The following is a 24,103-nucleotide window of genomic DNA, read 5'->3' on the forward strand; positions in this document are numbered from 1 at the left end:
GCTGTATAAAACAACAGTTGTTTTGTGATTAGCATTTAATGATGAGTGATGCTTCACCTAAATCCTAATGCTTATGTAAATGAATAAAATAGATCATTAATACCACTGCCTTTGCTTATTAAGGAGTCCATGGATGGAAAATCAATCGGTTAGTGAACTTTTACCTAGAGAAAAATTATTACTTTATGGCGTTGAATCACTCACCGATATTGAGTTATTAGCGCTCTTTTTACGCACCGGTACTTATGAAAAATCGGTATTAGAGTTGGCGGCTTTTTTACTTAAAGAGTGCGGTTCTCTTTATCATGTTATTAATGCTGATTATGAAACTTTAGGGCGTTTTAAAGGCGTTGGTGTGGGAAAGTTTACCCAGCTACAAGCGATTAATGAAATGGCACAGCGCTTTTCTACAACACAATTTATGTATAAAAATGTATTATCTTCTTCAGAAGATACAAAGCATTACTTACAAAAATTATTGCATTGGCGAGACAGAGAAGTGTTTGTGGTACTGTTTCTTGATAATCAAAATCAATTGATTGCATTCGAAGAGATGTTTAAAGGAACAATTAACAGAGTAGAGGTTCATCCTAGAGAAATTGTCCGTCAATCAATAAAAAAGAATGCAACATCCATCATTCTTGCTCATAATCACCCTTCTGGTGTTTGCGAACCAAGTCTCGCAGATAAAGAAATAACGGAAAAAATTTTTACTGCTTGCCAATTAGTGGGTGTAAATGTACTCGATCACCTTGTGATAGGGCATGATAATTGTGTTTCTTTCGCAGAACGAGGTTGGTTGTAGCAAATATTTTTGTAATTATTGTCAATCTTTATTTGTACGGGTCTTGAGCGTTGAGGCCATTGGGCGTATACTACGCCACCTTTGAGGATCTTGGGTTTGGCGAGAAGAGCCTATCTCAGCAAGTTTTTTCTGAGGTGTTTACACAGTTTTTCAATCGTTAAAAGTTGCTGAGATGGGCTCCAAAGCCTGACGAGGCGGTCAAACCTGATATTAAAGCTCGAGCTGATTAGATTTTTGGAGAATAGACATGTCCCGAGTCTGCCAAGTTACCGGCAAGCGTCCTGTGAGTGGAAACAACCGCTCTCACGCATTAAACGCGACTAAACGCCGTTTTCTGCCAAACCTGCACTCTCACCGTTTCTGGGTTGAGTCTGAGAAACGTTTCGTAACTCTGCGTGTATCTGCTAAAGGTATGCGTGTGATTGATAAGAAAGGCATCGAATCTGTATTAGCAGATTTACGTGCCCGTGGTGAGAAGTTCTAAGGAGCTGAAAAATGGCTAAAGGTATTCGCGAGAAAATTAAACTCGTTTCTTCTGCTGGTACAGGTCACTTCTATACCACTACGAAGAACAAACGCACTATGCCAGAAAAACTGGAAATGAAAAAATTCGATCCAGTTGTTCGTCAACATGTGCTTTATAAAGAAGCTAAAATTAAATAATTTTAGTTTTCTTAAAAAACCCGACCTTAGTGTCGGGTTTTTTGTTATCTGGAGTCTGCTAAGTATAACAAAGTAAAGCTATTGTGATCTTAGCTTACTCTTTAGTTATACTATGGCTCTTTTTAAACCATCAGGTAAATGGATTGCGGATGAGTAAGTCAGTATTATCAATATTACATACAGAATCATCTTGTGGGTGGGGTGGTCAGGAAATCCGTATACTGACGGAATCTCAAGGTATGATCCGCAGAGGGCACCGAGTTGCATTAGTGTGCTGCCCTACATCCAAAATTGCCAAAGCTGCCCCTGATTATGGTATTGAGGTTTTCACATTACCCATTGAGAAAAAACGCGGTTCAGCATTAAAAGTACTTCGCCAATGGCTGAAATTACATCATCACCAATTTGATGTTATCAATACTCATAGCTCAACCGATGCATGGTTAGTTGCCGCTTCTTGTGCCACATTACGTCATTCTCCTGTGGTTGTTCGAACTCGACATGTTTCTACGGATGTTTCACGCTCATTACCAACTCGATGGCTTTATCTTTCGTCTAGTGCCCATGTTGTGACAACAGGTGAGAAATTACGCCAGACTCTCCATCTGCATAATAAATTTCCATTAGAAAAAATGACATCAGTGCCTACGGGAATTGATCTGCAACGTTTTTTTCCACAAGACAAACAACAAGCTAGAGAAAAAATTGGAATACCGAATAAACCGACATTAGGTATTGTTGCAACTATGCGAGTGTGGAAAGGACATAAATACTTAGTAGAAGCATGGAAATCATTACATCAGCAGTTTCCTGATTGGCAATTAATTTTTGTTGGTGATGGGCCTCAACGTAAAAATTTAGAACCGATGGTTAAAGAGGCAGGATTAGAGCAAAGTATCTTCTTCCTTGGTAATCGTAATGATGTGCCTGATTGTTTAAATGCAATGGATCTCTTTGCGTTACCTTCTTTTGGTAATGAAGGTGTACCACAAGGTATTATGCAGGCAATGGCGTGTGGTTTGCCCGTTGTATCCACTACGGTTGGCGCGATTAGCGAAGCCGTTATTGACGGTAAAACAGGATTTACATTAGCACCACAAATACAAGAAATATTCACGAGTCATTTAGCTAAATTAATGAGCTCAGCTGAATTACGTGAACAGATGGGAAAAGCCGCGCTTGAACACGCTGTCTCACGATTTGGTTTGGATAATATGTTAGATAAGATGGAAAGGATCTTTATTCAGGCAATTAACGATAAAAATAAATCAGTATGATTAATGTTGATAATAAAGTCGTGAAACGATTATCTCTATTATCAACTTGGTGTATTCATCTTATTGATGAATATTTGTAATACTTTTTAGTGTATAGTCTGAGAAGTAAATGTATCATTTAAGCCAAATAAAAAGCACATGGACCCAAAAAATATATTGGTTATAGCGGTAGCACGTTTTGGTGATACATTACTTATCACTCCGGTTATTCATGCCTTAAAACAGCGTTGGCCCAATGCTCATATTCATGTATTTGCACATAAGCGTAGTGCATGTATTCTTGAGCATAATCCTGATATTAAAAGTATTAGACATTTTTCTAAAAAACGCGCTGTTTGGTCAGGTTGGTTACCTAATAAGCCTTATGATTTGGCTTTGGTATACGGTAATGATTGTGAATTAGTGAACTATGCTCGTCGCCAATCTCATCATACCGTTGCTTTTGCTGATATATCTGAGCAGCAAGGCAATACAACTTGGGTTGCTCGCCCCAAGTCACCAATGGTTGCACAAAAAGAGCGCGCCTTATTAATTAATGCATTAGGGATTTATCCGAGTTGTTGGCAATTACGTTACTTTATCAGTGAGGAAGAGGTGACTTTTGCACAACAATTTTTAAAAGATAATTCATTAATTAATAAGAATATTATTGGTTTTCAGTTACAAAGCTTTCCTGCTAAAGCCTATCGAGATTGGCCAGTGGAGAACTTTCTGCAATTAGCAAAGCAGATTATTTCCCATGACGCGAGTACGTATTTTTTGCTATTAGGTGGTAAGGAAAGTGCGCAATTATCTATTGATTTAGCGAAAAAAATAGGTGAAGAGCGATGTTTAGCCTTAGCGGGGCGTGTTTCGATGCGTCAAAATGCGGCGATTATGGCAAATTTATCACTTTATGTTGGTGTTGATACCGGCCCTACACATTTAGCCGGCGCTTTAGATATCCCGATGGTGGCGCTATATCATAGCTATCATCCCGGGTGCTATTTAGCCCCTATACAACATTCTTGTTGTCAGGTTATCCAACACCCTACACCATTAGAAAAAGCACGCCGTGAAGATAATATGGCTGAAATCTCTGTTGAAAATGTGTGGAATGCAGTGAGTAATATCATGAATGGAATGAAGGTGAAAAAGTAATCCATGAAGATCGGTATAATTGATGTCACAATCACCATGTCTTATGGCGGGATCCAAACAGCGGTTTGGGAACTGGCTAAGCAATTGCATGATGCTGGGCATGAAGTTCATCTTTATGGCGGCAATGGCGAGATCCGACACAATCTGGCAGGACGCCAAATACAAATTCACACTTACCCTTATACACCACGAGATAAAGTTATCGATCTCGGTGGACGTTTTCGTCGTATTGTCGAGCGTTACACTTTTGCACGACACGCTAAAAAAGATGTTATTAGTCAAAATTTTGATTGGGTTATTTTAACGAAGCCTTTTGACTTTTTTTGGCCTTCTATGATGCCTAAATCATCCTCAACGCATTTTTGCTATATGAGTGGGGGAACCAGTTTTTTCAAAGGTGATCGCTGGTTAGGTAAAAAGATTTCAGCATGGGTGGCATGTAGCCATTTTAATGCTTGGCAAATTCAACATCATTTTAAGCAATTCCCTAGTGTGATTTATAATGGTGTGGATATTGAAAAATTTAAACCTATGACCACCTCGTTACGTGAGCAATTAGGAATAGATGGATCTACTTTTTTACTCTCATTTGCTGGGCGATTAGTGGGTTGGAAAGGCTTAAGTGTCGCAATTGATGCTATAGAGCAGTTAAAAGGTGAGGATGTTAAACTCTTGATTATCGGTGCGGGTGATGATCTTGAGCGATTAAAAAAGAAAGCGATTTCTAAAGGTGTTGCAGAGCAAGTCATTTTTCATCAGCCTGTCGAGCATAACGTATTACCTGAATTTTATGCAGCAAGTGACGTGGGTATTTTCCCAAGTACTGGAGATGAAGCCTTCGGTATTACGATTGCAGAAGCGATGGCATGTGCAAAACCGGTGATTGCGAGTCATATCGGTGGCATTCCTGAAGTTGTGGGTAATGAAGGTACCGCAGGGCTTTTAGTCGCACCGGGTAGTGCAGATGAAATTGTGATAGCGATTAATCATCTTCGTGGATTACCAGACAGAGGTAAGGCGATGGGAGAGCTGGCGCGTGTCCGTATAGAAACACGTTATACTTGGCAACATTCTGCGCAACGTTTATTACAGGCATTGGCATCATAATTATGAAAATTGCCTATCTTGATCCTTACCCAGTGCCTGACTTACGTGTGGCTTCATTACAAATTTTACAAAATGTGGATGCATTTGCTCGAGCAGGCGCTCAAGTGACATTAGTCACACCTAAAGGACAATATCGAGATAGTGATATATTAGGTCGTTCAATTCATACTAATGCGAGTTTAGTTTCTTTAAGAGATATTCGCCGTAAATGGTATTTTCCATTTAATTCACAAAAACTTTTCTCATTACAGATTACTCGCTGGGTAAAGCAAAATAACGTTGATGCGTTGTTTACCCGTAATTTAAAACTAGCTTGTTATCTTTGTGAAAATTACCCAGAAATTCCTCTCTTTTTTGAGAGTCATGAAATTTTCGCTCAATCTTTTGCAGAATCTCATTCATTTGAGAAAAAAAAGAATCGAGCCAAATATCATAAGCTATTAAAAATGGAGAAGTTAGTTTATAGCCGAGCGACGGGTATTTTTGTTCTTACTTCATTATTAAGAGATGATATTGTTTCACAGTATCAAGTTACTACGCCAATAACAGTGGTTCCTGATGGGGTTGATTTACATGCTGTGGCTGACTATCAGGTCAAACGGTTAATTACTGAGAAAAACTTTACTGAAGTGTTGTATTTAGGGAGCTTGCATAAATGGAAAGGTATTCCAACTATGATGCGAGCGATGAAATACCTTGATAATGCAAGACTTAATATTGCGGGTGGTACACCAGAACAGATTGAAGGATTAACTTTATTAGCTCAAGAAATGGATGTAAAAGATAAAGTGAATTTCTTGGGATTTATTGATCCAAAAAAACGCTTTGAAGCAATTGGCCAACATGATATCTGTGTACTTCCGCTTACGTTAACTAGCATTGGAAGTCGTTACACCTCACCACTTAAGTTATTTGAATATATGGCTATGGAAAAACCGGTGGTGATTTCAGATTTCCCTTCCATCCGTGATGTTGTAGATGAGAAAGCGGTAAGCTTTGCTGATAGTGGCGACGCGCAGAGTTTTGCAAAACAGATAATACAGCTAAGAGAAAACCCACAGCGAGCCAAAGAAAAAACAACCCATGCCCGCTCTCTGGTTGAAAACTATTACAACTGGGATAAGCGGGCAGAGATTATATTAAAAACAATAGAGAAGTTAATTAAGTAACCTATTGTTGTTTTTCTGATGGTGTGACTGATTGATTGTTGAGTAAAGCATGGCGTAATGCCAACATTAATCCCACCAAAATACCCACTTGATTAATATACGCATTTTCAAATAATCCTCGTAGTACATAAACCCCTAAGAAGGACATCAGTAATACAAGAGCAGCTTGGCGAATAATCCCTTGGTTTTTTCTTATTAGCTGGATACCTTGGGCAATAATCGAAGAGCAAAAATAAAGAATACCAAATAGCCCTAACACACCACCCGCAAACCAGAAAGCTAAAAAGATATTATGAGGACCAATGGATTTTTTAAATTTCCAATTGGGATGATCTTTAACTCGTTTATTATAGACATTATGGTAAAGCTGATTACCATAACCATAACCTTTAATTGGTTGTTCAAAGATAAGATCTAATGCCGAGCTTTGAGTACCACCTTCGAAGCGTTTACCACTATTAATTTGGGTAAATTTGTAATAAAGTTTTTTGTCTATAAAGTGAGTTAATTTACCTTGACATAAAAGTCCAATAAATAATACAAATAAAAATATACCTAAAGCTATAAAAATATATTGGCGATTAATTAATAAGAGAACTATTGTTACTACTGAGAATGCAATCCATGCTCCACGTGACATAGTTCCTAAGATTAAAAAAGTAAAAAGAATATAAAATGAGCATAAAAAAATATACTTTTGAAATGTATTTTTTTCCCAAAAAATTAGAATGATAGGAAAGAAAAAAAGTAATGTATAAGAAATTTCTCGATGGATCCGCTGACTAGTGGTTCTAAAAGGTAAAATATTTCTTTTATATTCCAAATAATACTGCACCAACTCTTTAGCCATAATCACTAGTAGCCCAATCGCAAAAGCGACCATCACCATCTTCGCTATATCGGTAGGTTTCTCTTTATACAGCACAATCGGAAAGGTAATAGCAAAAAGCAGTAACCCATTGAGTATCGGCTTATTAATCTCTTTTATACTGATACTGGGCTCAACCGAAATCACAATGGAATAACCAATCACCAGCAATAAAAACAGCAGTGAGAATGACAGATTATTTTTAAATATCTTACAGATAGTCTTAAAATCACGCACCAAATACCACAGCGCTGTTGCACCAATTAATCCCATCACAATATTTTTATAACGGGTGATATCCGGTAAGTAGATCAATATAATGTAAAGCCCAATAATGGATAAGTTCCAGAGGGATTTTTTACTATAGTCTTTAAACAACATCATAATAATCTGCTATCGTCCTTTCTACTTTTAGGGAAGCTGATCATACAATAAAAATGATGTTATCGCTGTATCTCTTATCTGATAATAATGGAGCCGCCTGTGCCTGAATTGCCAGAAGTTGAAACCAGTCGCCGAGGCATTGAGCCTCATCTTGTGGGCAATGTGTTGCACTATGCCATTGTGCGCAATAGTAAATTACGCTGGCCAGTCTCTGAAAAAATAAAAACCTTACTGGATGAACCTATTTTAAGTGTGAAGCGTCGCGCTAAGTATCTGTTAATAGAGCTTAATACTGGATGGATCATTATTCATTTAGGAATGTCAGGTAGTGTGCGTATTTTATTAGAAGAACAGCCTGAAGAGAAACATGATCATATCGATTTGATTTTTCGTGATGGCAAAGTATTGCGTTATACCGATCCACGACGCTTTGGTGCTTGGTTATGGTGTGAAGATTTAGAAACTAGTTCTGTATTAGCCCATTTAGGGCCAGAGCCGCTTTCTGATGAATTTAATGCTGAATACCTATATCAACAGTCGAAAAATAAAAAAACAGCTATCAAACCGTGGTTAATGGATAATAAATTAGTCGTTGGTGTCGGCAATATTTATGCTAACGAGGCGCTATTTTCATCGGGAATTATGCCTGATAGAAAAGCTAATAGCTTAACGCAAGAAGAGTGTACGGTACTGGTGACTGCGATTAAACGAGTATTGACGCGCTCCATTGAGCAAGGTGGCACAACACTTAAAGACTTCTTACAGTCTGATGGCAAACCAGGATATTTTGCTCAAGAACTCTTTGTTTATGGGCGTAAAGATAAGCCTTGTTTGATTTGTGGGCAACAGATTGAAAGCATTAAACAAGGGCAACGTAGCACATTTTTCTGCCGACATTGCCAACATGGCGAGAATGAAAGCTAAAGTTTACCTAACTTTTTCAGCATTGCTACAGTTACGACTTCAGGTAAAAATGTAGAAACATCACCGTCATGGCGCGCCACATCTTTAATTAAAGATGAAGAGACAAATGAAAGATTTTGAGAGGGCAGTAAAAAAACACTATCAAGATCAGGCGCAAAGTGGCGGTTCATATTTGCCAGTTGCCATTCATATTCAAAGTCAGAAACGCTACGAACACCACGAATTAAAATAGTAGCTTGTTGCTGTTTGGCAAAATTTGCCATTAGCTCACTAAAACCAACGACTTCAACATTCGGTAAATGGCTCGTCACCTCTCTGGCTAAATTAACTCGCTCTTCTAAGGTAAACATCGGATTTTTGCGGGCGCTATCAGCAATAGCTAATAAAACGGTATCAAACATACCTGCTGCACGAGTTAATATATCAATATGACCATAAGTGATAGGATCAAAGGTTCCGGGGTAGATAGCTTTATTTTTCATGATTGGTCGTCTTCTGGCTGAGTTCCCATAAAGAAGCGTATTTATTAAAGGTATACTGTGCATTAACAAATGCCAGTATTAATCCCTGTTTCCCATCTAAAAAACCCATTCTTAATAACCAAGTCTTAAAAAAGGCACCTAATGTATGACTTAAGATGGAGCCATAACGGGTTTTTTTACCTTGTTGATGGCGTTCTTTAGCCCACTCGGTAGCATATTTTAGCTGTTTTTGCTGAAACTCCATTAAATCACGGCAGGTAAGATGCAAGAGATCACCTTGCAGCGTTTTAACTATTGCACCTTGAGTTTCTAACGACTCATGAACCAGGTTATTGTTATATTGATAACGTTCACGGGCATATAAACGCGTCACTTTATCGGGATACCAACCACTGTGCTTCATAAATCGTCCCATAAATAAGTTACGGCGAGCACAGTTATAAACTACATTTTCTTCAGGTTGCTGCAATATCGTGAGGATACTGGTTTTGAGTTCAGGTGTGACACGTTCATCACTATCGATCATAAAAATATAATCACCTGTGGCATATTGCTGCGCTAATTGACGTTGTTTACCAAAACCAGGCCACTCACTGTTTACAAAAACTTTTGCCCCTTTCTCTGTCGCAATACGACAGGTGTCATCTTGGCTTCCTGAATCCAATACAATGATTTCATCAGCCCATTGTACGGAGTCTAAGCATTCACCAATGATATCAGCGGCATTTTTACTGATCATCACGACAGAAAGGCGCTTGCTTTGGCTCATCAGTGACTCCGAGGGGGAAGGTAAGGTGAAAGCAGGGTGAGTAAACGCAATAATGCACCTTGGTTTTCATGAAGTACTTCAACAGCATGGCGACCATAATAACGACGATAATCTTCATCGTTAAGTAATGAGGCAATAGCAGTCGCCATCGATTCACTGTCTGTAACAGTAATTAACCCTTCAGCTTGATCGAGTTTGGCACAGATATTTTTAAAATTAAAAGTATGAGGCCCCATAATAACCGGGATAGCATGAGCGGCTGCCTCTAAAGGATTATGACCACCACGCTCGACTAAACTTCCCCCCACAAAAGCCAAATCAGCAATACCATAGAGCAACATCAGTTCGCCCATGGTGTCGCCTATCACAACTTGGGTCTGTGCATCAGGAACAGCATCAGTGCTACGTAATGTATACTTTAATCCTGCTTCGCGTGTTAATTGCTCTGCTTTAGGAAAACGCTCTGGGTGTCGAGGAACTAAGATCAACAAAAGCTGTGGGAATTGTGTCAGTAGCTTTTTATGTGTCTCTAAAATAATGGTTTCTTCACCTTCATGTGTGCTTGTTGCAATCCAAACTGGGCGATGAGCAGCCCATTGGCGACGCAAAGCAACGGCTCTTGCGGCTAATTCTGGGGTGACAGAAATATCAAATTTTAGGCTACCCGTTACATGTAAATGTGAACGTTTGAGTCCTAATTCGATAAAACGCTCACCATCTTCTTGGTTTTGAGCCGCAATTAAGGTGATTTTTTGGAGCATCGTTTTGACGAAACTACCTAATTTCTGATAACCCGCCGCAGAGCGTTCTGATAAACGTGCATTGGCAATAATCAACGGGATTTTTCGTTGATGTAGTTTTGAAATTAGGTTAGGCCACAATTCTGTTTCCATAATGATAACCAATTTGGGATCGACCGTTTTAAGAAAACGATTAACTGAACCCGGTAAATCATAAGGAAGATAGACATGGTAAACATCATCACCAAATGCAGAACGCACACGTTCTGAGCCTGTTGGTGTCATGGTTGTGACCGTTATAGGCAAATCGGGATAGTGATGACGAAGGGCGCGAACAAGTGGCACGGCGGCGAGTGTTTCACCGACAGAAACCGAATGTAATAATATCCCTTGAGGCACGACTTTGCCTTTGCAAAAGCCATAGCGCTCTCCCCACCGTTTACGGTAGGCGGGTGCTTTGCGGCTGCGTAATAAAAGACGCAACCAAATCAGAGGTTGAATAAGGTAAAGAAGTACCTGATATAAACGCAACAACATGCTATCAAATTCACTTATCTGGACGAACGCTTATAGTATCACACTGTGTAGTAGAAAGTGTGTAAAAACAAACGTTGTGGCGATAAACAACACTGTATAATGCTTTTTTATTAATTTTAACAGGCTTTATTCAGGAAACTTGATAGAATTTTTTTTATAATCAAATCACATTACTAATTATTCAAGTCCATTTGGAATGTTATGAGTGAAAAAATGAAGTTAATACAAAGGGTTCTTGTTATTAAGTTACGACATCATGGTGATACTTTATTGATTACCCCTGTTATTAATACATTAAAAGCTAATTTTCCAAATGCGAAAGTTGATGTCCTAATCAATAAAGAAACCATGCCAATGATTGAGCACTTTTCTTCTATTCATCATATCTTTGTACTAGATAAAGCGTGGAAAAAAGAGGGAAAACTGGCAAGATTACGTCATGAGTGGAAATTACTAACAGACTTAAGAAATCAACAATATGATGTTGTTATAAACTTAGCAGATCAGTGGAATAGCGCGATAATAACCCGTTTTACCGGAGCCAAAATTCGTATTGGGTATGATATTTATAAACGTCAAAGTCCTTTTTGGAAAAAATGTTTTACACAGTTGATCCCATTAGGCTCTGTAGATGACAAACATATTGTTGAGCAAAATTTAGCACTCTTGCAGCCATTACAATTGCCTAAAACCGATACTCAAGTATCAATGGCGTATAGCCATCAAGATAAACAAATTGTTATCGAAAAATTAAAAGAACATAACGTGTTGAGTTCTTATATTGTTATTCAACCGACATCTCGATGGTTTTTTAAATGTTGGGATGAAGGTAAATGGTCAGAATTAATTGATACTTTGGAACAGGAAGGAAAGCAAATTGTTTTAACATCTGGCCCCGATCCAAGAGAGCAAGAGATGGTTGAAACTATAATTAAAGGGTGTACTTCAAATAGTGTGATTTCATTATCAGGACAACTTTCTTTACCTCAACTTGCTGCGTTAATTGATGATGCACGTTTATTTATTGGAGTTGATTCCGTTCCCATGCATATGGCTGCGGCGCTTAAAACGCCACTTGTTGCCCTCTTTGGGCCATCAAAATTATTTCATTGGTCACCATGGGAACATATTGGCGAAGTATTATGGGCAGGAAATTATGGTGAACTCCCAGATCCTGATGATGTCAATACCAACACACAAACGCGTTATCTCAGTTTAATACCTGTCGAAGATGTACTGAATGCCGTAAGGGGACAACTAAAATGAATTCATTCCGACTGGCTATAGTGCGTCAAAAATACCGACCTGATGGAGGCGCTGAACGATTTGTTTCTCGGGCGCTTGAAGCATTGGATAATCAAGCAGTAGAACTTAATGTGATCACGCGTTCATGGATTGGCGCTGTACAACCCCAATGGCATATTCATATTGTCAATCCAATGAAATGGGGGCGGATTAGCCGTGAGAAAGGTTTTGCTCAAAGTGCAAGACAATGCTGGCAAAAAGAACAGTTCGATTTAGTACAAAGTCATGAGCGTATTGCTGGATGCGATATTTATCGTGCAGGAGATGGCGTTCATCGTCGCTGGTTATTGCAACGTTCACGAGTATTAAGCCCACTACGTAGTCAATTACTGCTTAATAGCTGTTATCATCGCTATGTAATGAAAGCTGAAAAAGAGATGTATCATTCACCAGAACTAAAACGGGTTATCTGTAATTCAGAAATGGTAAAACGTGAAGTGATGGAAGACTTTGGTGTTGAAAGTGAGCGCATTAGTGTAATTTATAATGCGATTGATAATCAGCAATTTTTTCCTGCCACAACACTTTATCGTGAGCAATTACGTCAACACTACCAGATCCCAATTGATGCCAAATGCTTTATTTATGTAGGCTCAGGGTTTGAACGTAAAGGCTTAAAAGCGGCGATTGAAGCCATTAGTTGTACTCATGCACATTTGATTGTTGTTGGACAAGATAAAGAGCAGAAAAAGTATCAACAACTCGCTTATCAATTAAAAAGCCATGAGCGAGTTCATTTTTTAGGTATGCAAAAAGATACTCTACCTTTATATCAAATGGCTGATGGTTTACTATTGCCGACCTTATATGATCCTTTTCCTAATGTTGTTTTAGAAGCAATGGCATGTGGTTTACCTGTTATCACCAGTTATACTTGTGGTGGTTCTGAATTTATTGAACAAGGTATTAATGGCTTTGTCACTGATGCTTTAGATATTTCGGCAATGATAAGTGCAATAGAAACAATTTCTGCCGATAATCTTGATAATAGAATGTCTAAAGCCGCCCGAAATAAGATACTGCCTTATACGCCAGAGCATTTATCTCAACAACTGATTGGGCTTTACCAAAAGGTTCTTAGTTTATGAAGGAACATATCCTTTTTATTATTGATGGATTACCAGGTGGTGGTGCTGAAAATGTCACTATCAGGTTATGTCATGGCTTAAGCCAGCGTGGTTATACCGTTACACTACTCTCTTTAGCCGAAAAATGTGATTATTCTATCCCCGCTAATATTGAATTATTGATTGATGCAGATAGTTATCGAGGATTATTTCATCGACAAACTGAACTAAAACGTCGAGCAAAATCGATGGATAACACGTTGAAATCACTATTTGCACGTAAAGGTATTCCATCGCTTGTTGTTTCAAATTTGCATAAGACGGATAGGATTGTTGCTTTATCTAAAGAGTTGGTGGATAAAAATACATGGTATTGCATTCATGGCATATTTTCCCAATCTTATTTAGGTAATAAAACTGGTTTTTCTCGTTGGTTAAAACAAAAGAAGATCCAAAAAGTATACCAAGAGAAAAATATTATTACAGTTTCCAATGCGGCTGGGCAGGATTTGATCCAAAACGTGGGGATATCACCACAACAATTAAAAACAATTTATAATCCGTTTGATATTCAAGAAATTAGAAATTTAGCTTTAGAAAGTAATTCTTATCAAGGGCAAGATTATTTACTGCATATTGGTCGTTTTCATGAAGTTAAACGACATGACAGATTATTAGAAGCATTTGCGTTAGCGGATTTACCTTGTAAATTATTTATTGCAGGGCAAGGCTCTTCTGAAGTGACAACTAAAATTAAAAATAAAATAGCAGAGCTTAATTTAGAAGATAAGGTGAGTTTAATTGGTTTTTTATCAAACCCATTTGCTGTTATTAAAGACGCAAAAGCGGTTGTTTTAAGCTCTGACAGCGAAGGTTTAGGTAATGTGTTGGTTGAATCTTTGATTTGTAATACACCGATTGTGAGTACCAACTGTCCTGGTGGCATTGGTGAAATTATGGAAGGTGAGTTTGCTAATTATAAAGCAGAACTAAATGCAGCATCGTTAGCAGAAAAGATGCGATTGGTTTTTTTTACGCCACCTAAAATTACACCAGACATGTACCAAAAATTTGATATTGATGAAGTGATTGATCAGTATATTGAACTCATAGTAGCTAGAGAGCACTAAAAATGAGAAGTAAAAAACTTAGTACAATTAGACGATTAAATAGACAAAAAAACTACTTTTTTAAAAAAGTAAAATTTTTGATTGCTAAATTTTTTATTGACCCCATTTCTCGTAAGAGCTTTTCTTTAAAAAAAGAGCCTAAAGTACTCTTTTTAAGAGATGATAATAAAATTGGTGATATGGTTGTTTCAACATCTATTTTAAGACATCTAAAGAATAATGGATATTCTGTAGATATTGTTTCTGGAAGTAATAATTTTTGTGTTATTGAGTATTCTGATTTATACAATAAAAATTATACATATGAAGAAAAATTGTTTTCTATAATAAAGTTAGCGTTTGAGTTAAGAAAAGAAAAGTATGATTTAATTATTGATATGGGAGAGTTGCTTCCAATATCTTATTTGTTATTTATAAGAATAATTAATGCCAAAAATGTTGTGGGTTTTAATAAAGCCAACATTAAAATGTATAATTTAAATATAGGTTATGATAAGTACCAGTCTCATGTTATTGAAAGATACAAGAAAATGCTTAATATTCTTAATGTGCCTTTTAGTGAACTTAAATATGAGATTACGATCCCTTATGTGGTAGATGATAAGATAAAAAGTTTTATTAATAATCTACCGTATAAAAAAACGGTAGTAATCAATCCATTTTCTGCATCTGAAAAAAGAGATATATCAAGACAACAGTTATTATTTATAATTTCTTATTTCAAGGAATATAAAGTAAATATTATCTTTATTGGGAAGCAGAATGATTTGAAAAGCCTGCAATTCGAAAATATTTTGGGCAATCCCATTGGGGATTTTATTAGTGCGTCAGCAATTATAAAATATGCTGATTTAGTAATAACACCAGATACATCCATTGTTCATGTTGCTACAGCTTTTGATAAACCGACACTTGCATTGTATGGCAATGATTATCATGGTTTATATGTAAATAATTATCTGTGGTCACCGAATAATAAAAAGGCAATTCAAGTAACGCAAGATAAAATAGACAGTAAAGTCAGTGAGATATCAACAGATGTAATTAAATCTAAATTAGATATTCTTGTGGGTAAATATTTATGTCAATAAAGAAAATAACAATAGTTGGTATCGAGTTGCAAGGTTTAGGAGGTATGGAAGTTGTTTTTAATAAATTAAATAATTTATTAAAAGATTTTTATCCTCAAGTAAATCTATCTATTATCCTTTTGAAGGAACAGGATATTTGTATTAATGAAAATTGGTATGAAAATTTAAATGTTAGATTTGTTAGTTGTAAAATTAGAAATCATAAAGTAAGAAGATTTTTATTTTCATGTAAATTAGCTCGTGTTTTAAGAAAAGAAAAACCAGATATCATTATTGGATCAGATGTTATAGGATGTTATATTGCTAATTTAGCATCTAAGTTCTCACTGAAGAATATCCCAGTATTTTCTTGGATACATACATCACTATGGATAGCATATAAAGCGATATACACTTTAAATACGCAATATCATATACCGATTAGTTCAGGTAATAAAAAATATTTACTGAGTAAAAATGTACCTGAATCCCGTATTAATGTAGTTTACAATCCTGTAGATAGAACTGATAAAACTATTCCTCGTCCTCAAGATAAAATAAAGTTTCTCTATATTGGCCGATTATTATCCAAAGAAAGTAAAAACCTTGAATTTATGTTTCGTTCATTAAGTAAATTAGAAGGAAATTGGGAGTTACACTTAGTTGGAGATGGTAAGGATCGGGCAGATCTGCTTTCACTTGCAAGAAAATTAGATATTGACAAAAAAGTTATTTTTCATGGATGGCAAAGTAATGCGTGGGATTATGTATTAAATCATATTAAAGAAGTTACAGCATGTTTGTTAACATCAACTCATGAAGGACTTCCTATGGTTTTAATTGAGGCTCAATCTTATGGTATTTACTGTATTAGCTCTGATTGTTTAACTGGGCCTTCTGACATTATTAATGGAAATAATGGGAAATTATTCCCCGTTAATGATGAATTGTCATTCTTGAAAATATTAGATGATATTGTTAATAAAAAATTAAACTTTCCTGAATATAATGAAATAAAAAAATCTATTGAGCCATTTTATGGCGATGTATATATAAAAAATATGATGGATTTTTTTGAAATAAAGAGTAAAGAATATAATGACTAAACCAGCATTTATTATCACATTAGATACCGAAGGCGATAATCTTTGGGAAAATGAACGTGATATCACTACTCAAAATACGCACTTTCTTCCCCGTTTTCAGCAACTTTGTGAGCGCTTTAATTTTAAACCTGTTTGGCTAACAAACTATGAAATGGTTATGGATGAAGCTTATATTGAGTTTGCTCGTGATGTTATTGCACGTAATACCGGTGAAATTGGTATGCACTTGCATGCATGGAATAGCCCACCATTAACACCTTTAACAGATAATGATTTACGTTATCAGCCTTATTTAATTGAATATCCCAAAGATCAAATGCGAGAAAAAATCGCATTAATGACGCACCTACTTGAAGATAAACTGCAAACTAAAATGTTAAGCCATCGTGCAGGTCGTTGGGCATTTAATGAGATTTATGCTCAACTTTTAGTTGAGTTTGGTTATCAAGTCGATTGTTCTGTGACACCAAAAGTAGATTGGCGTTTTACTAAAGGTGATCCAGCACAAGTAGGTGGAACAAATTACACCGATTTTCCAAGTCATGCTTATTTTATAGACTTACAGGATATCACTAAAGCGGGAAATTCTTCGTTACTAGAAGTGCCAATGAGTATTCAATATAAGCACTCTCCTTTAATGAATAAAGTTAAGCAGGGTTACGATAAATTAAGAGGTAAGCAAAGAGCTCCTTCAGTGAATTGGCTTCGCCCTAAAGGCGGAAATGCCCAACAGATGATTGAGGTTGCTGAAAAATCGTTAGCTCAAGGCCATTCTCATATTGAATTTATGTTGCACTCATCTGAATTTATGCCGGGTGGTAGCCCAACATTTCGTACTGAAAAAGATATTGAAGGGTTATATAACGATTTAGAAACCTTATTTAGTTTCTTGTCAGGCAAAGTGCAGGGAATGACGTTAGCTGAGTATTATCAAAGTAAGACGCAGGCAAAATAAGATGAAGTTAAAGAAATTAAAATGGGTACATAACTTCCTAAATATCTATAACCTCCTTTTAGGAAAGATGAAAAAAACAGATACATTTTCATCTGATATTCAATTTAATAGTATTCTTATTTTTTCTACGACAGCGCTGGGGGATTTTATGTTTAATACCCCCGCGATAAGAGCGATCCGAGCGCACTATCCTGATGCACATATCACCTTGGTTTCAAGTGAGAAGAATAGGTTATTAGTTGAAAACTATGATCAAATAGACAGTGTGGTTTATTGGGATAATAAAATTAGAAACTTACTTCCTATCGCACTACAGGCAAAAAAATATAAACCTGAATTAGCAGTTATATTACATTCACATCTTCCTTACGATGTGTTATTTGCTGTTATGTCTGGTTCCCAATATATTTTTCGTAATACATCAGATTCTATTCCTGAGTGGTTTAGAAAGTGGATAATTGCTGATCATAAACCGGCATCTGGCCATGTTATCCAAAGTAAACTTAATATTATTCGCCACTTAGGAATAGATAGTGCTGATACAAGAATGGAAATTCCTTGTGAAATTGAACAATTAGATAAAGGTAATTATCATATTGTTGGATTTCAAATGGGGGCATCAACGCAAGAGCGTAGATGGCCAGTAAAATATTTTGTTGAATTAGCGCAAACGCTTATTGAGAATGACTCATCGTTACAGATTAAGTTAATTGGTTCATCAAGAGAGTTAGACTTACCGGAAGACTTTTTTGTATTGTTGCCAGAAAAATATCATAGCAATATTGAAAATCTAGTAGGTAAAACTTCATTACCTGATTTGTTAAGTCAGATAAAAATAATGGATGTATTAGTCACAGGGGATACAGGGCCTCTGCATTTGGCGATTACATTACAACGCCCAACAGTAAGTTTATTTGCGACAGCAAACCCTAAATGGACGGGACCTTATCAAGATCTTCATTTGCATACCATTATCAATAAAAGACCTAGCCCAGGTGAGGGAATACAAGCATCAATGGATCTTATAACGGTTGATGAAGTTTTTAATGCCGTCAATAAAACCCTAAAAGACTAATAGTTTTTAGGGCTTATAAGGCTAAATATCGAGAATATTGATAACTTGTTGCGCACTTATCTCCCCAATATCCCCACCTTCTGCTTTTACAGCCGTTTGAGCTTTACCGTAACCGCCAATTAAGCCGGGATCGGTAGGGCCAAATAGGGTGATATTGGGTTTATCTAATGCAGCCGTTAAATGGCTTAATCCTGTATCCACAGAAACGACACTTTTAGCACCAGCGATAACCTGCGCCACTTGGGCTAATGACATCTTCGGTAATACATCAACGTAGTCAAAATCTTTTGCTAAACGTATTGCACGTTGATGTTCATGCTCGGCACCCCAAGGTAATTTAATACGTAACCCAGAATCGGCAAGCAGTGCAATTAACTCCCTCCAATGAGATTCAGGCCAATGCTTCTCATCACGCGTAGTTGCGTGTAAAAAGACTAAATAAGGGCGCTCATCAAAGGCGGGAAGTGAGAGAAAATGCTGTGCAATTCCATAATCACCCTGAGATTGTGGAATTGGATAATTTAAGCTTAAAGCAAACAGTTGACGAATCCGCTCAACGGCGTGCATCTCTTTACTGACATTGTGACGAATATCGTAAAAGAAACTTGCTAAAGGCTCTCGAGCGCATTGGCGAGAATAACCGTGCTTAGTGCCTTTGGCATATCGAGTGACCAAAAATGCACTTTTTAGTAAACCTTGTGCATCAATAACAGCATCATAATGATGAGATTGAATAGCGCGACGAAATTGCGCGCGCTCAGCACGAATAGGGGCACTAAACCAGTTTTTTCGCCAACGGCGTATTGCCACAGGAATAACCGTATCAACGGCTTGATGCCAGCTTGGGATCTGTGCAAAACCTTCTTCGACGACCCAATCAAAACGAATATCAGGATAAGCATTTATTGCATCAGTTAATGCTGGCAACGTATGTAAGACATCGCCCATGGAAGAGGTTTTAACGATTAATACCCGCTTCACGCTGATGGCTCCGTTGACAGTAAATTTGCTAACTCAGCAAAAACCTTCTCTGGCTGAATATCGATTAAGCTTTGGTGATAGCCTTGTTCAGCATCCCCTTTACGCACTTTGTGATAACCCGTAATTAAACGGATCACGCGTGCTTTATGTGATAAAGGTGGTGTAAAGTCAGGGCTACTTGGGCCATAAAGAGCCACTAGTGGACGCTCTAACGCGGCTGCAACATGCATTAAACCGGAGTCATTACTGACGACCGCTTTACAAGATGCAATCAAATTAACTGCCTGCTCAAGACTGGTTTCGCCAGCAAGATTAAAACACGCTTCTCGAGCATCAGGTGTTAAAGCTTGTTTTATCTCTTCGCCTGCTTCTTTATCTTTTTGAGAGCCAAACAAGAAGATTTGATACCCTTGCTCTGTGATAAGTTTTTGCGCTAAAGCAGCATAATGATAATGAGGCCAACGTTTTGCAGGGCCAAATTCAGCACCGGGGCAAAAACCAATTGCAGGGCGTTGAGTCGATAATGAAAATTGACTTAATGTGGTAGCAATATCATTTTCGGTAACTGATAACTTCGGCCATAACAAAGGTTGTGGTAAATCAGTCGCTTTTTGGACTTTTTGCTTGTCATAAGCTAGCGCAACATAGCGCTCAACCATCAAAGGAAATGCTTCTTTATTTAAAGGTCGCAAATCATTTAATAGTCCATAACGCATCTCTCCACGCCAACCTGTGCGCTTAGGAATATCTGCAAAGAAAGGGACTAAGGCAGATTTTAACGAGTTAGGTAATACATAAGCGTGAGTATAACCATTCTCTTTTAATTGTTTTCCTAAACGGCGACGTTCACCAATGGCTAAAGCCCCATGACCTAATGGCATCGGGATTGCATTATCAACTTCTGGCATCTTTTCTAATAATGGACGGCACCACGCAGGTGCCATCACATCAATCGTTGCCGCAGGATGTAATGCTTTCAATGTACGATAAAGACTTTGGGACATCATCATGTCCCCGACCCATGAAGGCCCTACCACAAAGATTTTCATAAACAGCGATTACTTACCTTGATTTAACCATTGCATATAAAGCTCTACGCCTTCAGCAACTGTTTTAAAAGGTGCGGTATAACCCGCTTTACGTAAATTCGTCAGATCAGCTTGAGTAAATGCTTGGTAACGACCTTTCAATTTCTCTGGGAACTCAATATGTTCAATAGAGAGATCTTTATCTTTATGATGGGCAATAACGGCATCTGCAACAGCTTGGAATGATTCAGCACGACCTGTACCACAGTTAAAAATACCAGATACATTATTACGCCAGAACCATAAATTAACCGCAGCTACATCCCCAACATAAATAAAGTCACGTTGGAATGTTTCGCTGCCCTCAAATAATTTTGGATTTTGACCCGCATTTACTTGGTTATTTAAATGGAATGCAACACTCGCCATGCCACCTTTATGTCCTTCACGAGGGCCATAAACATTAAAATAACGGAAGCCACAAATCATTGAATCTGCTTCAGGTAAAATCTGACGTACATATTCATCGAATAAGAATTTTGAATAGCCGTAGACATTTAAAGGCGCTTCATATTTTCTATCTTCGATAAAGTTATCTGTACGACCGCCATAAGTTGCAGCAGAAGAGGCATATAAGAAAGGAATTTGGCGTTCAAGACAAAAATGAAGTAGCTCTTTAGAATATTGATAGTTGTTATCCATCATATATTTGCCATCCCACTCAGTAGTAGAAGAGCAAGCACCCTCATGGAAAACTGCATCAATATCACCGAAATCATCGCCAGCAACAACGCTTGCTATAAAATCTTCTTTATCCATGTAATCAGTGATATTCAGATCAACCAAATTCACAAATTTGGTGCCATCTTTAAGGTTATCAACAACTAAGATATCAGTATAACCTTCATCATTTAATGCTTTAACAATATTGCTGCCGATAAAACCTGCACCGCCAGTGACGATAATCATGTGGCTACCCCTTCATATAAAATCTAAAAATTAGCTCTAGGTCTATAATAACACTGAACAGCTTTAACGGTAGCATTCATCATGGAACAACAGACTGAAATTCTCGAAAAAAGCAGAGCGTATTAGTGATCTTAATTACACAAATAACATTAATTATTTACATTTGTCGTTTTTAATAGAACAAAGGCATAGAATAAGAAACAATACTGACTATATTGTAGTCAAACTATTTAAGTTGTTTCTTTTCGAATTGCTGTCTTAGGAGAAAGTATGTCTACTCCCGCGTTTTACCAACAAATTAATCAACAACTAGAACAAACTCGTCAAGATGGCCTCTTTAAAAATGAGCGCATCATCACTTCTTCACAAAGCGCAGATATCGCAGTTGCTGATGGAAGCCATGTTATTAACTTCTGTGCTAATAACTATTTAGGCCTCGCTAATCACCCAAAATTAATTGAAGCCGCAAAAGCAGGTATGGACAGTCACGGATTTGGTATGGCTTCTGTGCGTTTTATTTGTGGTACACAAGATTCACATAAAACATTAGAAAATAAAATCGCTGAATTCTTAGGTATGGAAGATGCCATTCTGTATTCATCTTGCTTTGATGCAAATGGTGGATTATTTGAAACACTAATGGGTCCTGAAGATGCCATTATTTCTGATGCTTTAAACCATGCATCTATTATTGATGGTGTGCGTTTATGTAAAGCAAAACGTTATCGCTATGCCAATAACGATATGGCAGAGCTACGCGTTCAACTTGAAAAAGCCAAAGCAGATAATGCTCGCCACATTATGATCGCGACAGACGGTGTCTTTTCAATGGATGGTGTGATTGCAGATCTAAAATCTATCTGTGATTTAGCCGATGAATTTGGTGCTCTCGTCATGGTCGATGATTCTCATGCTGTTGGTTTTGTGGGTGCACAAGGTCGCGGAACCCATGAATATTGCGATGTGATGGGCAGAGTCGACATTATCACAGGTACTTTAGGTAAGGCGTTAGGTGGTGCTTCTGGTGGATATACCGCAGCGCGTAAAGAAGTCGTGGAGTGGTTACGTCAGCGTTCTCGTCCTTACTTATTCTCTAACTCGTTAGCACCTGCGATTGTTTCGGCCTCTATTGCTGTTTTAGATATGCTGAAATCAGGGGATGAAATTCGTGCCCGTTTATGGCGTAACGCCTCACTTTTTCGTGAAAAAATGAGTGCTGCAGATTTTACATTGGCTGGTGCTGATCATGCCATTATTCCTGTGATGTTAGGAGAAGCTAAATTAGCGCAAGAGTTCGCAACACGCTTACTTGATGAAGGAATTTATGTGACGGGATTCTTCTATCCTGTTGTGCCTCAAGGGCAAGCGCGTATTCGTACACAAATGTCGGCAGCACACACGACTGAACAAATTGAGCGTGCAGTGGCGGCATTTATCAAAATTGGCAAAGAACTTAATGTGATTGCATAAGGTTACTCTATGAAAGCATTGTCAAAATTAAAAGCACAAGAAGGTATTTGGATGACCGATGTTCCAGTACCTGAACTTGGTCATAACGATGTGATGATCAAAATTCGTAAAACAGCAATTTGTGGCACTGACGTTCATATTTATAACTGGGATGAATGGTCACAAAAAACAATTCCTGTTCCTATGGTTGTCGGCCATGAATATATCGGCGAAATTGTTGCGATAGGGCAGGAAGTTAAAGGCTTTAATATTGGTGATCGTGTCTCAGGTGAAGGACATATCACTTGTGGGCATTGCCGTAATTGCCGTGGTGGTCGTACCCATTTATGCCGCAATACCATTGGTGTGGGTGTAAATCGCCCCGGTTGTTTTGCTGAATATCTGGTTATCCCTGCCTTTAATGCGTTTAAAATTCCAGACAATATTCCTGATGAATTAGCCGCTATTTTTGATCCCTTTGGTAATGCTGTGCATACCGCGTTATCTTTTGATTTAGTGGGTGAAGATGTTCTGGTTTCAGGTGCTGGTCCTATTGGAATTATGGCAGCTGCCATTTGTAAGCATGTTGGGGCACGTCATGTGGTGATCACCGATGTTAATGAATATCGCCTTGATCTTGCGAAAAAAATGGGTGTCACCAGAGCCGTCAATGTCAGCAAAGAAAACTTAATCGACGTTATGAAAGAGTTGGGGATGACAGAAGGCTTTGATGTGGGATTAGAAATGTCAGGTGCACCACCTGCGTTTCGTACCATGCTTAATACCATGAATCATGGCGGTCGTATTGCACTGTTGGGCATTCCACCTTCTGATATGGCAATTGATTGGGGACAAGTTATCTTTAAAGGTCTGTTTATTAAAGGTATCTACGGTCGTGAGATGTTTGAAACATGGTATAAAATGGCAGCACTTATTCAGTCTGGTCTTGATCTCTCTCCGATTATTACTCATCAATTCTCAATCGATGAATTCCAAAAAGGTTTTGATATCATGCGTTCAGGTCAATCAGGTAAAGTTATTTTAGATTGGCAGTAATGAGTGATCACTAAGCAAAAAAGAGCCTTAAAAGGCTCTTTTTTATT

Annotated in this window: 24 protein-coding genes; 17 read left to right on the forward strand and 7 right to left on the reverse strand. The window is 37.7% G+C overall.

The window, feature by feature from the left end:
• Positions 1 to 133: 133 nt before the first annotated feature.
• The 7 genes from radC (at position 134) to AB4J89_RS18115 (ending at position 6,161) form a co-directional block, all read left to right on the forward strand.
• The gene (gene radC, locus AB4J89_RS18085) at positions 134 to 805 is read left to right on the forward strand and encodes a DNA repair protein RadC (protein ID WP_088494128.1); all 672 of its coding nucleotides are present in this window, start codon (positions 134 to 136) and stop codon (positions 803 to 805) included.
• Between the two features lie 247 nt (positions 806 to 1,052).
• Complete coding sequence (gene rpmB, locus AB4J89_RS18090; RefSeq protein ID WP_036914542.1) at positions 1,053 to 1,289, forward strand: 50S ribosomal protein L28; 237 nt, start codon at positions 1,053 to 1,055, stop codon at positions 1,287 to 1,289.
• Between the two features lie 11 nt (positions 1,290 to 1,300).
• The gene (rpmG, locus tag AB4J89_RS18095; RefSeq protein WP_006534250.1) at positions 1,301 to 1,468 is read left to right on the forward strand and encodes a 50S ribosomal protein L33; all 168 of its coding nucleotides are present in this window, start codon (positions 1,301 to 1,303) and stop codon (positions 1,466 to 1,468) included.
• 149 nt (positions 1,469 to 1,617) lie between these two features.
• A complete protein-coding gene (locus AB4J89_RS18100; RefSeq protein ID WP_311755688.1) occupies positions 1,618 to 2,745 on the forward strand; it encodes a glycosyltransferase family 4 protein in 1,128 nt (375 codons plus the stop codon).
• Between the two features lie 138 nt (positions 2,746 to 2,883).
• The gene (locus AB4J89_RS18105; protein WP_368470195.1) at positions 2,884 to 3,885 is read left to right on the forward strand and encodes a glycosyltransferase family 9 protein; all 1,002 of its coding nucleotides are present in this window, start codon (positions 2,884 to 2,886) and stop codon (positions 3,883 to 3,885) included.
• Positions 3,886 to 3,888: 3 nt separating this feature from the next.
• Positions 3,889 to 4,992, forward strand: coding sequence for a glycosyltransferase family 4 protein (locus AB4J89_RS18110; RefSeq protein ID WP_368470197.1), 1,104 nt, complete (start codon positions 3,889 to 3,891; stop codon positions 4,990 to 4,992).
• Positions 4,992 to 6,161: a glycosyltransferase family 4 protein gene (locus AB4J89_RS18115; RefSeq protein ID WP_368470270.1), complete on the forward strand. Its 1,170-nt coding sequence runs from the start codon at positions 4,992 to 4,994 to the stop codon at positions 6,159 to 6,161. Before AB4J89_RS18110 ends, AB4J89_RS18115 begins: the two co-directional genes overlap by 1 nt.
• A 1-nt stretch (position 6,162) precedes the next feature.
• Here the strand turns inward: AB4J89_RS18115 and rfaL are convergent, their stop codons facing one another.
• The gene (gene rfaL / locus AB4J89_RS18120) at positions 6,163 to 7,413 is read right to left on the reverse strand and encodes an O-antigen ligase RfaL (protein ID WP_368470199.1); all 1,251 of its coding nucleotides are present in this window, start codon (positions 7,411 to 7,413) and stop codon (positions 6,163 to 6,165) included.
• 99 nt (positions 7,414 to 7,512) lie between these two features.
• Between rfaL and mutM the strand changes: the two genes are divergently transcribed.
• Positions 7,513 to 8,337 carry a bifunctional DNA-formamidopyrimidine glycosylase/DNA-(apurinic or apyrimidinic site) lyase gene (mutM, locus tag AB4J89_RS18125; protein ID WP_349474463.1) on the forward strand — a complete coding sequence of 275 codons (825 nt, stop codon included), beginning with the start codon at positions 7,513 to 7,515 and terminating at the stop codon, positions 8,335 to 8,337.
• Here the strand turns inward: mutM and coaD are convergent.
• Genes coaD through waaA form a run of 3 tightly spaced genes read right to left on the reverse strand, consistent with a single transcriptional unit; the run spans position 8,334 to position 10,865 of the window.
• A complete protein-coding gene (coaD, locus tag AB4J89_RS18130) occupies positions 8,334 to 8,819 on the reverse strand; it encodes a pantetheine-phosphate adenylyltransferase (protein WP_088494122.1) in 486 nt (161 codons plus the stop codon). The two genes, mutM and coaD, sit on opposite strands and share 4 nt — an antisense overlap.
• On the reverse strand, positions 8,809 to 9,588 hold the full coding sequence (locus AB4J89_RS18135; RefSeq protein ID WP_349474461.1) for a glycosyltransferase family 2 protein: 780 nt from the start codon (positions 9,586 to 9,588) through the stop codon (positions 8,809 to 8,811). The genes coaD and AB4J89_RS18135 overlap by 11 nt, the downstream gene beginning before the upstream one ends.
• On the reverse strand, positions 9,588 to 10,865 hold the full coding sequence (gene waaA / locus AB4J89_RS18140) for a lipid IV(A) 3-deoxy-D-manno-octulosonic acid transferase (protein WP_075673244.1): 1,278 nt from the start codon (positions 10,863 to 10,865) through the stop codon (positions 9,588 to 9,590). The genes AB4J89_RS18135 and waaA overlap by 1 nt, the downstream gene beginning before the upstream one ends.
• A gap of 201 nt (positions 10,866 to 11,066) precedes the next feature.
• Here waaA and rfaQ point away from each other — a divergent pair, with 201 nt between their 5' ends.
• The 7 genes from rfaQ (at position 11,067) to AB4J89_RS18175 (ending at position 18,573) form a co-directional block, all read left to right on the forward strand.
• Positions 11,067 to 12,131 carry a putative lipopolysaccharide heptosyltransferase III gene (rfaQ, locus tag AB4J89_RS18145; RefSeq protein WP_368470202.1) on the forward strand — a complete coding sequence of 355 codons (1,065 nt, stop codon included), beginning with the start codon at positions 11,067 to 11,069 and terminating at the stop codon, positions 12,129 to 12,131.
• Positions 12,128 to 13,258 carry a glycosyltransferase family 4 protein gene (locus AB4J89_RS18150; protein ID WP_368470204.1) on the forward strand — a complete coding sequence of 377 codons (1,131 nt, stop codon included), beginning with the start codon at positions 12,128 to 12,130 and terminating at the stop codon, positions 13,256 to 13,258. Before rfaQ ends, AB4J89_RS18150 begins: the two co-directional genes overlap by 4 nt.
• Positions 13,255 to 14,367 carry a glycosyltransferase gene (locus tag AB4J89_RS18155; RefSeq protein WP_368470206.1) on the forward strand — a complete coding sequence of 371 codons (1,113 nt, stop codon included), beginning with the start codon at positions 13,255 to 13,257 and terminating at the stop codon, positions 14,365 to 14,367. The genes AB4J89_RS18150 and AB4J89_RS18155 overlap by 4 nt, the downstream gene beginning before the upstream one ends.
• 2 nt (positions 14,368 to 14,369) lie before the next feature.
• Positions 14,370 to 15,458, forward strand: a complete 1,089-nt coding sequence (locus AB4J89_RS18160) for a glycosyltransferase family 9 protein (RefSeq protein WP_368470208.1) — start codon at positions 14,370 to 14,372, stop codon at positions 15,456 to 15,458.
• Complete coding sequence (locus AB4J89_RS18165; RefSeq protein ID WP_368470210.1) at positions 15,449 to 16,543, forward strand: glycosyltransferase; 1,095 nt, start codon at positions 15,449 to 15,451, stop codon at positions 16,541 to 16,543. Before AB4J89_RS18160 ends, AB4J89_RS18165 begins: the two co-directional genes overlap by 10 nt.
• A complete protein-coding gene (locus tag AB4J89_RS18170) occupies positions 16,536 to 17,498 on the forward strand; it encodes a polysaccharide deacetylase family protein (RefSeq protein ID WP_368470212.1) in 963 nt (320 codons plus the stop codon). The genes AB4J89_RS18165 and AB4J89_RS18170 overlap by 8 nt, the downstream gene beginning before the upstream one ends.
• Before the next feature lie 67 nt (positions 17,499 to 17,565).
• On the forward strand, positions 17,566 to 18,573 hold the full coding sequence (locus AB4J89_RS18175; RefSeq protein WP_227718960.1) for a glycosyltransferase family 9 protein: 1,008 nt from the start codon (positions 17,566 to 17,568) through the stop codon (positions 18,571 to 18,573).
• A 21-nt stretch (positions 18,574 to 18,594) separates the two neighbouring features.
• Here AB4J89_RS18175 and rfaC read toward each other — a convergent pair whose 3' ends face one another.
• From rfaC to rfaD, 3 genes are read right to left on the reverse strand one after another with little or no spacing between them, the layout of a single operon-like run.
• Positions 18,595 to 19,554, reverse strand: coding sequence for a lipopolysaccharide heptosyltransferase RfaC (gene rfaC, locus AB4J89_RS18180; RefSeq protein WP_088494113.1), 960 nt, complete (start codon positions 19,552 to 19,554; stop codon positions 18,595 to 18,597).
• Positions 19,551 to 20,603 (reverse strand): ADP-heptose--LPS heptosyltransferase RfaF, encoded by a 1,053-nt coding sequence (rfaF, locus tag AB4J89_RS18185; RefSeq protein WP_194951560.1) that lies wholly within the window; start codon positions 20,601 to 20,603, stop codon positions 19,551 to 19,553. The genes rfaC and rfaF overlap by 4 nt, the downstream gene beginning before the upstream one ends.
• Positions 20,604 to 20,612: 9 nt before the next feature.
• On the reverse strand, positions 20,613 to 21,551 hold the full coding sequence (rfaD, locus tag AB4J89_RS18190; RefSeq protein ID WP_088494111.1) for an ADP-glyceromanno-heptose 6-epimerase: 939 nt from the start codon (positions 21,549 to 21,551) through the stop codon (positions 20,613 to 20,615).
• Between the two features lie 270 nt (positions 21,552 to 21,821).
• Between rfaD and AB4J89_RS18195 the strand changes: the two genes are divergently transcribed.
• Positions 21,822 to 23,021 carry a glycine C-acetyltransferase gene (locus tag AB4J89_RS18195; RefSeq protein WP_368470215.1) on the forward strand — a complete coding sequence of 400 codons (1,200 nt, stop codon included), beginning with the start codon at positions 21,822 to 21,824 and terminating at the stop codon, positions 23,019 to 23,021.
• 9 nt (positions 23,022 to 23,030) lie between these two features.
• Positions 23,031 to 24,056 carry an L-threonine 3-dehydrogenase gene (tdh, locus tag AB4J89_RS18200; protein ID WP_100157754.1) on the forward strand — a complete coding sequence of 342 codons (1,026 nt, stop codon included), beginning with the start codon at positions 23,031 to 23,033 and terminating at the stop codon, positions 24,054 to 24,056.
• The last annotated feature ends 47 nt before the right edge of the window (positions 24,057 to 24,103 follow it).

The sequence above is a fragment of the Proteus sp. STS61-E genome (genome assembly GCF_040932335.1).
Classification (GTDB): domain Bacteria; phylum Pseudomonadota; class Gammaproteobacteria; order Enterobacterales; family Enterobacteriaceae; genus Proteus; species Proteus mirabilis_B.